Origin of the sequence: Foetidibacter luteolus (genome assembly GCF_009650435.1) — a bacterium.
Classification (GTDB): Bacteria; Bacteroidota; Bacteroidia; order Chitinophagales; family Chitinophagaceae; genus Foetidibacter; species Foetidibacter luteolus.
Genome location: NZ_VVIP01000044.1, coordinates 1 through 12,154 on the forward strand (window position 1 = coordinate 1; position 12,154 = coordinate 12,154).

12 protein-coding genes and 3 pseudogenes are annotated in these 12,154 nt (G+C 43.6%); 4 read left to right on the forward strand and 11 right to left on the reverse strand.

The window, feature by feature from the left end; genetic code table 11:
- Together F0364_RS14010 and F0364_RS14020 are read left to right on the forward strand one after the other, a co-directional pair.
- Nucleotides 1-208 (forward strand): annotated as a pseudogene (locus F0364_RS14010) (hypothetical protein); the annotation flags it as partial.
- Between the two features lie 875 nt (nucleotides 209-1,083).
- Nucleotides 1,084-1,626, forward strand: coding sequence for a hypothetical protein (locus F0364_RS14020; protein WP_153798422.1), 543 nt, complete (start codon nucleotides 1,084-1,086; stop codon nucleotides 1,624-1,626).
- Between the two features lie 24 nt (nucleotides 1,627-1,650).
- On the opposite strand, the gene F0364_RS14025 is transcribed toward F0364_RS14020, so the two are convergent.
- From F0364_RS14025 to F0364_RS14060, 8 genes and pseudogenes are all read right to left on the reverse strand, one after another.
- Nucleotides 1,651-1,875, reverse strand: a complete 225-nt coding sequence (locus F0364_RS14025) for a hypothetical protein (RefSeq protein WP_153798423.1) — start codon at nucleotides 1,873-1,875, stop codon at nucleotides 1,651-1,653.
- A 180-nt stretch (nucleotides 1,876-2,055) separates the two neighbouring features.
- A complete protein-coding gene (locus F0364_RS14030) occupies nucleotides 2,056-2,328 on the reverse strand; it encodes a hypothetical protein (protein WP_153798424.1) in 273 nt (90 codons plus the stop codon).
- A 375-nt stretch (nucleotides 2,329-2,703) separates the two neighbouring features.
- Nucleotides 2,704-3,872: pseudogene (locus F0364_RS29440) on the reverse strand (IS91 family transposase).
- A gap of 14 nt (nucleotides 3,873-3,886) precedes the next feature.
- Nucleotides 3,887-4,330 carry a tyrosine-type recombinase/integrase gene (locus tag F0364_RS14040; RefSeq protein WP_153798425.1) on the reverse strand — a complete coding sequence of 148 codons (444 nt, stop codon included), beginning with the start codon at nucleotides 4,328-4,330 and terminating at the stop codon, nucleotides 3,887-3,889.
- A gap of 114 nt (nucleotides 4,331-4,444) precedes the next feature.
- Nucleotides 4,445-4,783 carry a phage integrase N-terminal SAM-like domain-containing protein gene (locus F0364_RS14045; protein WP_153798426.1) on the reverse strand — a complete coding sequence of 113 codons (339 nt, stop codon included), beginning with the start codon at nucleotides 4,781-4,783 and terminating at the stop codon, nucleotides 4,445-4,447.
- A gap of 367 nt (nucleotides 4,784-5,150) precedes the next feature.
- Entirely contained in the window at nucleotides 5,151-5,984 is an 834-nt protein-coding gene (locus tag F0364_RS14050; RefSeq protein WP_153798427.1) for an oxidoreductase, read from the reverse strand.
- A 35-nt stretch (nucleotides 5,985-6,019) separates the two neighbouring features.
- Entirely contained in the window at nucleotides 6,020-6,748 is a 729-nt protein-coding gene (locus tag F0364_RS14055) for a pirin family protein (protein WP_153798428.1), read from the reverse strand.
- 102 nt (nucleotides 6,749-6,850) lie between these two features.
- Complete coding sequence (locus F0364_RS14060; protein ID WP_153798429.1) at nucleotides 6,851-7,426, reverse strand: isochorismatase family protein; 576 nt, start codon at nucleotides 7,424-7,426, stop codon at nucleotides 6,851-6,853.
- A gap of 195 nt (nucleotides 7,427-7,621) precedes the next feature.
- On the opposite strand from F0364_RS14060, the gene F0364_RS14065 reads away from it, so the two are divergent.
- Nucleotides 7,622-8,200 carry a Crp/Fnr family transcriptional regulator gene (locus F0364_RS14065; protein WP_153798430.1) on the forward strand — a complete coding sequence of 193 codons (579 nt, stop codon included), beginning with the start codon at nucleotides 7,622-7,624 and terminating at the stop codon, nucleotides 8,198-8,200.
- A gap of 150 nt (nucleotides 8,201-8,350) precedes the next feature.
- On the opposite strand, the gene F0364_RS14070 is transcribed toward F0364_RS14065, so the two are convergent.
- The gene (locus F0364_RS14070; protein WP_153798431.1) at nucleotides 8,351-9,205 is read right to left on the reverse strand and encodes a fibrobacter succinogenes major paralogous domain-containing protein; all 855 of its coding nucleotides are present in this window, start codon (nucleotides 9,203-9,205) and stop codon (nucleotides 8,351-8,353) included.
- 1,332 nt (nucleotides 9,206-10,537) lie between these two features.
- Between F0364_RS14070 and F0364_RS14075 the strand changes: the two genes are divergently transcribed.
- Nucleotides 10,538-10,720 carry a hypothetical protein gene (locus F0364_RS14075; protein WP_153798432.1) on the forward strand — a complete coding sequence of 61 codons (183 nt, stop codon included), beginning with the start codon at nucleotides 10,538-10,540 and terminating at the stop codon, nucleotides 10,718-10,720.
- A 307-nt stretch (nucleotides 10,721-11,027) separates the two neighbouring features.
- Here F0364_RS14075 and F0364_RS29445 read toward each other — a convergent pair.
- Nucleotides 11,028-11,228 (reverse strand): annotated as a pseudogene (locus tag F0364_RS29445) (helix-turn-helix domain-containing protein); the annotation flags it as partial.
- Nucleotides 11,229-11,636: 408 nt separating this feature from the next.
- On the reverse strand, nucleotides 11,637-12,149 hold the full coding sequence (locus tag F0364_RS14085) for a hypothetical protein (protein WP_153798433.1): 513 nt from the start codon (nucleotides 12,147-12,149) through the stop codon (nucleotides 11,637-11,639).
- Nucleotides 12,150-12,154: the final 5 nt, after the last annotated feature.

Sequence of the window (12,154 nt, forward strand, 5' to 3'; positions counted from 1 at the left end):
GCTGGAAAAGGGTGTGGATGTCAAATATATTAAGGATCTGCTGGGTCATGCGAGCCTGATGACCACGGAACGCTATTTACATGTTGCCAGGGAGAAACTTGTTGTTATTGCCAGCCCGCTCGACTACCTTTTTAAACAGCCGGAGGCAAGTCCGCAAAACGGATTTGCGCAACTCAACGACAAAAAACAGAAAAACGTAACAAATTGATAATCATCACTATTGATACCGTAGTTTTTGGATATCCTGTACCCCCTAACCGCGGATATTAATAGTTATGTGCCATTCGAGATGAACTTCCTTCAAAAAATATTCGGACATAAGCAACCTGACAAGCAATCGAACGAACCTGCTTCCCAGCCTCGTACAGTCGAGCAAATTCAGGAAGCCACAAACAGGCTTTGGGCATTGCTTCGAGAGACCGTAGAATATTATAAGTCGGTTGCTTGTCCTTGTGCTTTTCCTCGTTTCATTCAATATACAAGCATTGACTGTCGGGAGACACATAACTCATTTTATACGAGCGAAACAGAAGGGTTCATTCAGACTTCGGGTGACTGTTTTGAAGGCAAAGAGATTGACAAAGACGACGAATGCTATAAAGCAATATATACTTGCAAAACTTGTGGTTCGACATACCTCAACGCATGGAGCGACTTCAGCATACGGGTGAGCCGGACATACTTGAAGCCAATTGAACTCAAAGCGAAACAAATTGGCGCTGACGCTGAGCAACCCACGCCTTTCTTTGTTGGACTGTTCGGACACAGTTATCCAGACAGGGCAGACTTTAAACATTTGGGCTTTGACGAATTCCGAGGCTACGTCCGAGCATTGAAGAACGGCACATAACAACAGTTTTGCAATAGGCTGGCTGACGGAGGAGCGATCGGCAACAAATCGCTAATCGGTAGCAGTCATCAGCAGGACGTTCACTAATCATCTTTTGTTTTTATTTTCATCTTTAGTAAACGTATCGACATTTGTATCGGCAGACGAAACACAGAAGTCCAGCCCATCGCAAAGCTGATAAATGTTGTATGTAACCAATTAGCGACACTGCTTACATCAGCAGATAATTAATTATGAGCGACCATAGTATTTCAATTGTACCAAGACAATCGGTGTACCCTGACAAAGAAATTAAAGCAAAGGAAATTTTGGATTGGCTTGTTTCTCTTGACATAGTTAAGCCGACAACTTCAGACTGTATTTTAAGTTCCACTGACGGCTATCCAATTTCGGAAGGGGCAAGAACTGTATCAAGTGATCCAGATTTATTACCATTTGGCTTATGGACGAGTGGACTTGAAATAATAACAGAGCGACAAGTTTTCCATACAGGACAAAACGGAATGGAAGGACTTATCTGTCCTAATTGCAAACAAGACATTGCGAATGAGGATTGGGATTTTTTAAGTGAATGGGGCGACAATAAAAGTAACCATTTGACTTGTCCATTATGCAATGTTGCTACTGACATTCATCAATTCAAATTCACACCTGAATGGGGGTTTAGCGACTTAGGATTTACGTTTTGGAATTGGTCAAGCTTGACCGATAGTTTTATTAGTGACTTCAAGCAGAAGTTAGGCTGCGACATTAATTTGGTTTATACATGGATTTGACATACATCAACTGACTGACTTTGGCTACATACAACAGGCGGTTTGGCAATATGGCGGGGCGACGAATATATGTTCAGCTTTTTGTTCACTAATCGGCTTCAGTTCCTGCCGACGAATAGCGCCGAGCAATAGAATAAACAATGAGCTTTTATTTATAAATTTAGCAGCGGTTACGGGCTGACGATTTTCAAATGCCGCCACATCGCCAAGCCGTAGCCGTTGCAAGCAATGCGGCAACTGGTCTCCCATTCGCAGGGGTTAGACAGAAAACATTTATCAAAGCATAGATTGACTTGAAGAAAAGCCCACATAGGCTTGACGTTCGCCGTTCATCTTTTGTACATTTTTTGTTCTTTGGTTTTTCAATTGGGCATTTGTATCGGCTGGACTTTTATTCAAGTCATTTTATGGCGGGACACAAACGCATTTTTAGGTCGGACACTGCGGACAGACAAAAACTAATTGCCGCATCGTTTGCAACGACCAACAACAGTTCTTTATTTTTTTTGCAGCAGCTTTTAGGTTGACAAAATCTGCTTCGCCAGACACCTGCTTTTTTTGCGGAGAAAAAGATTGCAAGTTGCGTTTGTTGTTTGCGGCAGCTTTCGGTGGACACAGGACTTGTGGTTTGACACAATCAATTTTTGAAAAATGAAAATTTTGAAACCGTATTTTTTTTCGCAATTGCTTTTTGGCAGACAAAGAACATTTGCTTTTGTCAACATTGTCTTGTACGACAATTGACAAAAACAATTAGCAGGCTTCTAACTGAATGCACTGCTTGCAACATATAGGGCTTAAACGAAGCGGAGCGCAGCGGAGGTTCGATTTAAGCCTATGTTGACTGAAGCTTGGGTAGCCGTGCAAATTAGTTATGGATTTTGAATGGAGCGAATGCCTGCATTGTAAAGATGCTGACGGGCTTGCCGGGTTGTTGATGTCGGCATTATTTATTTGGGTTAAGCTTTTTAAGGGTGTTCTCTATGCAAAGACAGTTCTTTTTGTGCCTGTAAAGGTTGTTTTTGTACGCCAGCTACAATAGGGTTCCATTTCAAAGGCCCCGCTTTGAAAAAATAATCAGCCATTTGTTTTCTGCTGTTGTGTTTTCCATTGGGCCATCATATCACAGGGAGGGCCGTTGGCGCCGAAACTTAACAGTGTTATCATTTTGCCTGTTTTGCAGCAGGGACACTGTTCTACATCAAAATGCAATTTTTCTTTGGTGATGATTTTCCAGTCCTGTTTTACTTTTTGTTGGGGCACTATGCCCATCTGCATTTGCTGCATTTTTAACCGCGGCCTGCAGCGGCTGGATAAAAACCCATAATGCCTTATTTTCCTGAAACCCTTTGGCAATATATGCAGGCAGAAACGCCGCAGGAACTCTTCCCCATCCAGCACCATCAGCTTTTGTTTGCTGCCATCGGCATAATCTTTATAGCTGAAGGTTACTTTTCCATTGTCAATGCTTTTGATGCGGTGGTTGCTGATGGCTACTTTATGAGAATAACGCCCCAGGTATTCTATTACCTGTGCAGGCCCTCCAAAGGGTTGTTTGGCATATACCACCCACGCTTTATTGTATAATGTTTGCCGCAGGGTGGCATCCATGGCCAGGCCTTTGTTCTTCAACAACAACAGCAGGCCTTCCATGTACTTGTGCTTAAAAATGGGGCTCATCACTTTTGCCGGGAACAAAACCTGCCTTTGCTTTTGGCGGGTTTCCATACACCTGTATCATCTATACCACCACCTGGTACAATCATGTGCATATGCGGGTGCAGGCTGAGGTTTTGCCCCCAGGTATGCAGCACACTGATTATGCCCGGTTGGGCGCCCGGGTGTTTTTCATCTCCTGCAAGCTGAACGATGGTATCCTTACTGCACCGGAACAACAGGTTATACATCTCACGGGGATGGTGCAGGCAATAGCTGTTCAACTCCTGCGGCAGGGTGAATACCACATGAAGGTAAGTTGATGGCAACAGGTTTAACTGCCGGGCATCTATCCATCTTTCCCTGGCGGTATTTTGACATTTGGGACAATGACGATTACGGCAACTGTTATAGCTGATGCGCAGGTGGCCGCAACTATCACATGCATCTACATGGCCGCCCATCGCTGCCGTACAGCATTGCTCTATGGCATGCAGTGCAGACAGGTGCTGTTTAAGCGGATGATGTTGATGGATGAAGGATGCTTTGTACAAGCTTACCACCTGCGCCAGTTCATATACCGGCTTCATATTGTGCAGATGGTTTACTTGATGTTATACAGGCTGTCCAACGGACTATGCGCCGGTTTTATCTTTACCTGTGCCACATGCAGGTACACCAGTGTGGTCATCACGTCTGCGTGCCCCAGCAGGTGTTGTATGGTATGTATGTCTATACCGTCTTCCAGCAAATGGGTGGCGTAGCTGTGGCGGAGGGTATGCATGCTTACCTGTTTTTTGATATTGGTTTTTTGCAAAGCTTCGGTGATGATGTACTGTATGCTGCGTTCGCCCATGGGTTCCGCGGAGGTAAGACCTTCAAACAAATACACCTGCGGCTTCACTTCCTGCATGTAAAGGGGCAGCTTGCGGGCGATGAATTTGGAGAGGCCTACATACCGGTTTTTTTTGCCTTTGCCCAGGCGGATATGGATTTGGTTGCGCTGCACATCTACATCCGTTATCTTGAGCAGCCGCAGTTCATTCATCTGCAGCCTGCGTAGGCAAAGGTTAACAGGAAGCGGTGCTTTAAGGTGCGGGGGCTTTGAACAACTCTTTGCATTCCTGTTTGGATAACACGACAGGCAGCTTCTTTTCTTTCTTTACAGGCGGCATCTGGATGGCCTTATCTTACTATTAAACAGCCGGAACCAGTAACGCAGCGCAAAAACCGCATGCTTGAAATAGGTAAGGGAACATTGCTCATGCACCATCATGCGGTAGAGGTAACTGTTAATCTCTTCTACCGTGACAAGGTGCGGCGGCCGGTTAAAATGAATAGCGATATACGCCAGGCTGCGGCTGTAATTTACCAGCAGGCTTTTACTGCTTTGTTCTATTGTTGCCTTTTCAATAAATTTGGCGTATGCATCTGAAAAACCCGGTACGCCTTTCTTTGCCTGCGATACAACTGTGTTGTACTGTCTCTTGATGGAACTCATAATGTAATGTTTTTGTTGAACCTATAAGTTCCGAATTTGGCATACGGCAGGAGAGGCTACCGAAGGTTTAGTTCAACATGGGGTTTTCTGCTATGCTGGCCGACAAATATGTGCTGATCGTCCCGTTCGCTTATCGGCTGGAGTGCGGGCTTAACGTATAAAGCCCAGCAACAGAATATAACATCAAGAGTTATCTCCCGACTGAAAGTTGTTACATAAACATACCCATTGGCTGTACCTAATTTAGAAACTTGAATGTAAAATGTCCCTTGCTCTTCTAAGAGTCGAGGTTTCACGGCAGAGTTATAATGAATTGTTGCAACAGACTGTGAAAACCCTCCGAGACAAAAAGCAAATTGAGTTGGAGTTAAAAATCAGTTGACTGGCTTACATGCTTCCATTTTTCTAATTCCTGTAGTCGTTTTTCATCATTTGCTGCCACTGCAGCCACTGCATCTGACCCCAGCAAAAGCCGCAATGGCGGCTTCCCGGTGTTGACTATTGCTAAGATAGCCGCTGCTGCTTTGTCCGGGTCGCCAGGCTGGTTACCGTTATACTGCTGTTGAAACCATGCGGTTACACCCACCGTTTCTGCGTAGTCAGGCAATCCTGCTGCAATGGTGTAAGACGCTCCCGCAAAGTCTGTCCTGAAACCGCCGGGTTCAATGATCGTTACTGCAACATTGAATGGCTGTACTTCTTTTGCCAATACTTCTGAAAAGCCTTCCACACCCCATTTTGCAGTAGCATATGCCCCTCTCCCGATTGGCCCTATTAGGCCGCCTACAGATGAAAATTGTACAATATGCCCTGACCTGTTTTTCCGCATAAAAGGTAACACTGCCTTCGTTAAGATGATAGTACCAAAAAGATTTGTTTCTATCTGCGCCCTGAAATCTTCCAGCGATGTTTCTTCTATCGAGTTGATGTAGCCATACCCTGCATTGTTAACCAACACATCAATCCTGCCATATTTTTCAATGGCGGCGTGTACCGTTTCATTTGCATTAACGGCATCAGTCACATCCAATTTTGCAATCGTTACCTGCTGAGGGTAATGCATTTTAAGGAAATCAATGTCACCGGTGTTGCGTGCTGTTGCAATTACATGGTCACCGGCATTGAGCGCGGCTTGCGTAAGTGCTTTTCCTAATCCTCTTGAAGAGCCTGTTATCAGCCATACTTTAAATCCTGTTGCCATAACATTTGTTTAAGTAAATTTAATTGTAGCGCAACTTAAGACTGGTTGCCGCTAAACATCCCGGTATCACTATATTTGGCGCCTTTTAATATTTGAAACATTAACAAATCACTTTCCTTAGCAGCTACAATACCGGGTGACTGTATATCCAACACTGCACTATCTCCTTTGCTTAACAATTGGTCGCCGATATCGATTGCCCCGTTAAAAACGTACAGGAAATTAACCACTTCCGGTTCGGAAAAAGGAATATTTATTTTACTGCCTGCGCTGAGCCTGATGTCATAAATATTTGTTTGCGCACGCAATTGCAAAGGCGCTACTGCGGAGTTGCCTGCCACAAGCCGCCACTGATCAATACTGTGAACCTGATTAAACTGGTGAAATTGTACTGCAGGCGCAAGGCCGTTTTCAGAAGGCCGCATAAAGATCTGCAGCATTTCCACACCCTCCTCCGCTATTTCCTCATGCTCTATCCCAGCTCCTGCATTCATCATCATCAGCCTTGATGCGTTTAAATGTTCAGTATGTCCTTTGGTATCCTTATGTATTTGAGCACCCGATCTCATGTAGGAGAGAATCTCGTCATCCCTGTGCGGATGCATGGGCACCACGCCTGGTGGCCTGAAGAAGGCATGGTCAATCCGACCAATCGTTAAAAAACCGGTGTCGTTTGTATTCAATGCGGCACCAGGATAAAGGATGTCTATATGAAAAGGGCCGCCGCCGTAATTGCGTCTTTTAGATGCCTTGATGATTTTCATTGTTGATTTTTTAACTGATGAATATTTGATCGTAACATCAAATATTTAAATAACAGTGTGTGCCATGCAACCTGGGATCGCACACACTGTGATAAGAATTGATTAATGGTAATTTAAAATTCCCATCAATTTTTGGCCGTTAGGGCTTGTCCAGTCAATGGCCAGTTCTGAAATGATCTGGTCTACTGTAGTAATGGCAGCACCTGCCTCACGCATTCTTTGCAATGCTAATTCGTCGCCATATTTAGTGTAAGATGCAGAAGAGTCTGCAGCCACCTGCACATCGTAACCTTCGTCTAACATTTGAAGCACCGGGAACAACACACAAATTTCAGTGGTGATACCTGCCACAAACAGTTTCTTACGGCCCAGCGCTTTTACTGCATTGTTGAAGCCTTCATGATGCATGGCATTCACAATGCCCGGGCGCTGGATTCTTGCTGCGAATGCTTTAGGTAAGATCTGTTCCAGTTCAGGTATCAACGGGCCCTGTACATTTGTTTCCATGCTTGAGGTGAGTGCAACCGGTAGATTCAATGCGGCAGCAATCTTGGCCAGCTTAATGGCATTTTGTTTTACAAGATTTACGTCGTGTGAGTGTGTCCACCCCATGGTGCCTGTCTGGTGATCAATAAGCAGCATGGCTGCGTTGTCTGGATTGAATGCATTTTTGTGCACGATTGATAATTTTTTTGTTATTAATTTGTTTTTTAAAATTGTAATTGTTCGTATCAATTACGATGTAAAATTGCACTGCGATGAATGCTCAAAACGATGACCGACGGCAAATAAAAACGTTGACCTGCGTCAACAAAAACGGGTTGAGCAAATGCTGTGATTGATAATGTGTGCACATGATTAAAGAATGATTTTATGTACGAGAGCCTGTTTAACTACATCAGTTTATATTCCACCGAAAGTCTTTCAGAAACTGAAAAGGAGTTGATAAAAAGTATTTGGGAACCAAAGCGGCTTAAGAAGCATCAATTCTTTCTTGAGGAAAACAAAGTGTGCACCTACACAGGTTTTATTCTCAAAGGCGCACTGCGACAATACCGGGTGGATAATGTCGGCGTAGAACACATCATTCAATTAGCCATTGAAAACTGGTGGGTGGCAGATCGTGACAGTTTCTTTAACAGAACGCCTTCTAAATACTACATAGATGCCTGGGAAACTACTCAACTGCTTATTATGCACCGTGATAACCTGGATGCATTTTTAAAAATACCTGCAGTAAAAGAAATGTTTTGGGAGATGAACCAGAAGAATCACATTGCTTCGCAAAAAAGGCTGGATGACGCGATGAATTTATCAGCCGCAGGCAAGTATCATAATTTCCAGGATCAATATCCTGAGCTGATACAACGCTTTCCCCAGCACCAAATTGCTTCCTACCTAGGTATAGCTAAGGAAACATTGAGCCGGCTCCGAAGGCCTAGCGCTAAATAAAGGCTGGTATCTTATCCCCTTACTTTGGCGCAAGCGTCCGCTTGCGCCAAAGTAAGGGGAATAGCAACAAAGAATTTTGTAGAAATTATTAGTAACAATGCCCGTTGCGAAAGGAAACTACTCAACTACTGTGTGGATTTGCCGTCAGCCTTAATCTTTTAGGCACCGCACCGAATAAGCAAACTCTTTATAAATATCCGTTGATGTGGCGATGCGGCTGTCATAAGAAAGGCCCAGAAACATCGCGTTTTCGCCAGTGGTTCCAGTGGTGCTCCACCAACCTCCTTTTTGTTTCAGACTGTAGAAGCGGCCCACAGCATCGCGATAGCCACCTGGCAGAGCTGAGAACCCGACAAAATCGTTTGCCGAAGTATTTGGCTGCTGCCATAGTGAAGAGACCGCTTTAAGTTGCCCCCCAGCGAAGAACTCTCCGGATAAATATCCAGTCAGCGCAGCCCATTCCTGCTTGGCTGGTATATGCCACCCGTCAGGAGCGAGCCCACGGGGATCCGTCACCGCGTACCAGTTATAAAGCTTACCATATAATGCTTCGCTTGATGGATCATTGTTATAGTAGCACCAGGCGCCGGATTTCAAATTGCGCCATTGATTTGCATCAGTTACATGGGGTATTGAGTCGCCATTGCGATACCTCGTTATATTGAGATTTCTGCGAGTCCAGTACTGATTGCCAATTTTCACACCTAAGGTGTCCGATAATTCGGATATCATTCCCACATTTTTAGAAACAACGAAGATCGCTCCGTCGCTGATCTTTAATGATGCTCCGTTAACTATAATTTGTAGAACATCCAGGATGCATTTTCCGCCGGCTTGCGGTCTGATAACAATATTGCAATCAGGAGGCAGGGTGGAAGGCGGCAACAAATTGTCTTGCCAGTTAGATACCTGCGACCAGTTTCCGTTTCCGATAAATGTGTATGTGTTTTGAGCAGACAGTGCGGTGCTGGCCAACAACAAAGCCAGACAGGTAAGCAATTTCATTTAAGATTATTTGGTTGACTGGCTAAATATAACATACGGTGGCGGGTTATACAAGCTTTCCAGTTTAAAGTTTGAAATTTTTTAAGCTCTCTGAAGAACAAAAAGCCCGGCATGAACATACCGGGCGTCTCAACCCTAAACCCTTAAAAAATTGTTTACAAGATAAAAAAATGGGTAATATATCGAATTGGCCCTCTGCTCAATGCAGCTATTTAGCTGTTTTTAATAGAATGTAAGGAGTAATTAATTTAAGTCTTTATTGATAACCAGCACCTTTGTACTGGAGTTTGGTCAATCTCTCTGAGCCTATTTTATACCCCAACAATCAACTACAGGTACTTCGTCAGCCCCGTTTATTCGGGGCTTTTGCTTTTAAAAAATTGAGGCCCCCGAGAGGCTCACAGTAGTATTTTTCAGGCCCGAAATATTAGCAAACACATGTGATTACAAAGCAAAGTGGGTGCCAGAATTGTTGGCATAAGTTGTGCGGTGTATTAATCATTTCTATTGCAAGTGCATATAGTATGCATCCAATGAATAACATCAGGCGGCCGTAGTGGCCGCTTTTTTATGGGAGTTAACCGTGCGTAAGCTGTGCACACATCAATGATAGCAAGGGATTATGCGTGAGGAGGTGCCAAGTTTGGGATCGCTTATAGTTAAGCTTATTACCACAATAGAATATGATGCTAAAGGTGCCATTTAAAATGTGGCGTATTGGATCCCAAAGAACCTCCATTAGGTAGACTTCAAATTCCTGAATTTATACGCCAGTCAAATCCCGTAAAATAAATGGTGCTCAACTGGATTTTCACTCGGTATTACTTCACCGAAATGAAATGCGCTTCAAAGCGACATCAAATATGCTTTACAAAATGACACAATAAAAATGTGAAACACACCTTTACAGATTTAGGATCTACAGGAGGTCTATAGCTATTCTATACAGTAAAATTAGCTTTTTGGAAACAGGTGCGTGCAGTCCCGTTGTTTTTCTTCACGGAAATCCAACTTGTCCTTTCATGTGGCGCCATATTATCCCTATTGTCAGTCAGACAGCGCAGGGTATTGCTCCGGACCTGATCTGAATGGGGAGTCTGGGAAACCTTCCGGGGATCATAACGGGTTTCATGACCATTTCGGGTATAATGAGTGGTTCCGTGAAATGGATTTTATTGATCAGGTTATTCTGGTACTTCATAATTGGGATCGGCACTGGGATTTCACTGGCTTATCAAAACCGGATAAGGTTAAAGCGATCATTTAAATGTAAGCCATCGTTCGACCTGGATATGATCTGATTTCCCTGATGAAGGGGATAAAATATTTAACATGCTTAAATCTGAAGCAGGTAAGACGTTAATGTATGAAGAGAATTTCTTTGTAGAGACCGTTTTGCCTAAAAGTATTATCAGGCAACTGAGCAAGGAAGAGATGGAAGTATTCCGGGCGGCGCTTACTGTCAGGCTTGACCGAAAGACAACGTTAGATCTGGCCAGAGATCTCCCGATCTAAGGCGAACCTACAAATATCGTTGCTATAGTTGAACAATATGGAAGATGGCTTTCCGGCTCTTCTGTTCCTAAATTATTGATCGTTGCAGAACCCGGTGCCTTCCTGCATGGACGCAATCTGGAATTTGCGCGGACCTGGGCGAACCAGAGCGAGGTTTTTGTTAAGGGAATACATTATATTCAAGAAGATTCGCCTGTCGAAATGGGACAAGCAATAGTTACTTTCCTGCGCTCATTAAATTAGTTCGTCGGCTGCTAAAAAAATAAACTCGGAACATAATATTTTAGTGGTGTTTTATTTTGTATAACTATTTTTTTGCGATTGCGTTTGGTGACACTCCAAACTTTTTTTTAAATGGCATGCTGAAATGCTGGGGAGATGAATAACCCAGTTCATATGCAATCTCTGATACAGATTTAACTTTTTTCAGCAGATCCATCCGCCCCAGCTCCAATCTCTTTTCTGAAAGAAAGCCAAATACCGTTTGACCGAAAACCTCTCTGAAGCCTTTTTTTAGTTTGAATCATTCAATCCGCAAATCCTTGCCAGCTGGATTAAAGAAGGCGGGTTGGCCAAGTTTTGAATAAGGTACTCTTTTGCAAAATAAATACATTCAGTGTCGTAACTGCTCCTGATAACGGTATTGTCAAAGTGCTCCATCTTTTCAAATCCGAAGTAGCAATTTTCGGTTGGGGGCAAACAGGTGTGTTGAATTTGTGTAGGCGTATCAATGGGCAGGCCGGGAGCATTGGTGGCCAATCATTAAAAAAACATAGTGATGAAAAAAGCACGCAGTAGAAGCATTTGCAATATATGTTTTTGAGTGTTTGAAGAAATTTTTCGTTGGCAGTGTCGAATGCCCGCTGCCTTTTTGCTAAAAAACGTAAACCCTAATACAGAAGCCTTTAACCATTTGTCAAAAAACAATACCTAGCAATGTTTCTGAACTGTCTACAAATTGGATTACAGCATTGAATCGCATCGTCGTATTCGACAGCCTGGATATATCTGACGTAAAGTTGCCAGCAACACTGATAAGCAAGCCCAAGCTGTCGGGAACATCACATTGGTGTATTTGCTCAATATTGCCTGAGATAGCCGGCAGATCACGCCCTTGCTCAAGTTTAATTATTATTGAGGCGTTTCGTCCGGGAAGCAACCTCATAGCCTGTTGTTTTTGTACGCTTGCCTGTATGTAATGGGTGTCTTTGCCACCATTCTCAGGAAGCGAAATGAAAGCATTTAGTTGCTTTTGTTGGGGGTATCTAATTAATGCGGTGAAAAACAGGATTAGGGCAACAACAGTTGTCAGCAAGAGCCACGTAATATTCGACAACTTGTCTGTTCTGCCGAATACAATTTTTTCCAATGCAGGGCTTCGGTAGTTTTCGCCCGGCTTATTTTTAGCACTTGCATGATTTGTTTTCATATTTC

What these genes read in the sequence shown, in the direction of transcription:
- F0364_RS14020 (WP_153798422.1), top strand. Translation starts at nt 1,084, where the DNA reads ATGAGCGACCATAGTATTTCAATTGTACCAAGACAATCGGTGTACCCT.
- F0364_RS14025 (WP_153798423.1), bottom strand. Translation starts at nt 1,875, where the DNA reads ATGGGAGACCAGTTGCCGCATTGCTTGCAACGGCTACGGCTTGGCGAT.
- F0364_RS14040 (WP_153798425.1), bottom strand. Translation starts at nt 4,330, where the DNA reads ATGAATGAACTGCGGCTGCTCAAGATAACGGATGTAGATGTGCAGCGC.
- F0364_RS14045 (WP_153798426.1), bottom strand. Translation starts at nt 4,783, where the DNA reads ATGAGTTCCATCAAGAGACAGTACAACACAGTTGTATCGCAGGCAAAG.
- F0364_RS14050 (WP_153798427.1), bottom strand. Translation starts at nt 5,984, where the DNA reads ATGGCAACAGGATTTAAAGTATGGCTGATAACAGGCTCTTCAAGAGGA.
- F0364_RS14055 (WP_153798428.1), bottom strand. Translation starts at nt 6,748, where the DNA reads ATGAAAATCATCAAGGCATCTAAAAGACGCAATTACGGCGGCGGCCCT.
- F0364_RS14065 (WP_153798430.1), top strand. Translation starts at nt 7,622, where the DNA reads ATGTACGAGAGCCTGTTTAACTACATCAGTTTATATTCCACCGAAAGT.
- F0364_RS14070 (WP_153798431.1), bottom strand. Translation starts at nt 9,205, where the DNA reads ATGAAATTGCTTACCTGTCTGGCTTTGTTGTTGGCCAGCACCGCACTG.
- F0364_RS14075 (WP_153798432.1), top strand. Translation starts at nt 10,538, where the DNA reads ATGCTTAAATCTGAAGCAGGTAAGACGTTAATGTATGAAGAGAATTTC.
- F0364_RS14085 (WP_153798433.1), bottom strand. Translation starts at nt 12,149, where the DNA reads ATGAAAACAAATCATGCAAGTGCTAAAAATAAGCCGGGCGAAAACTAC.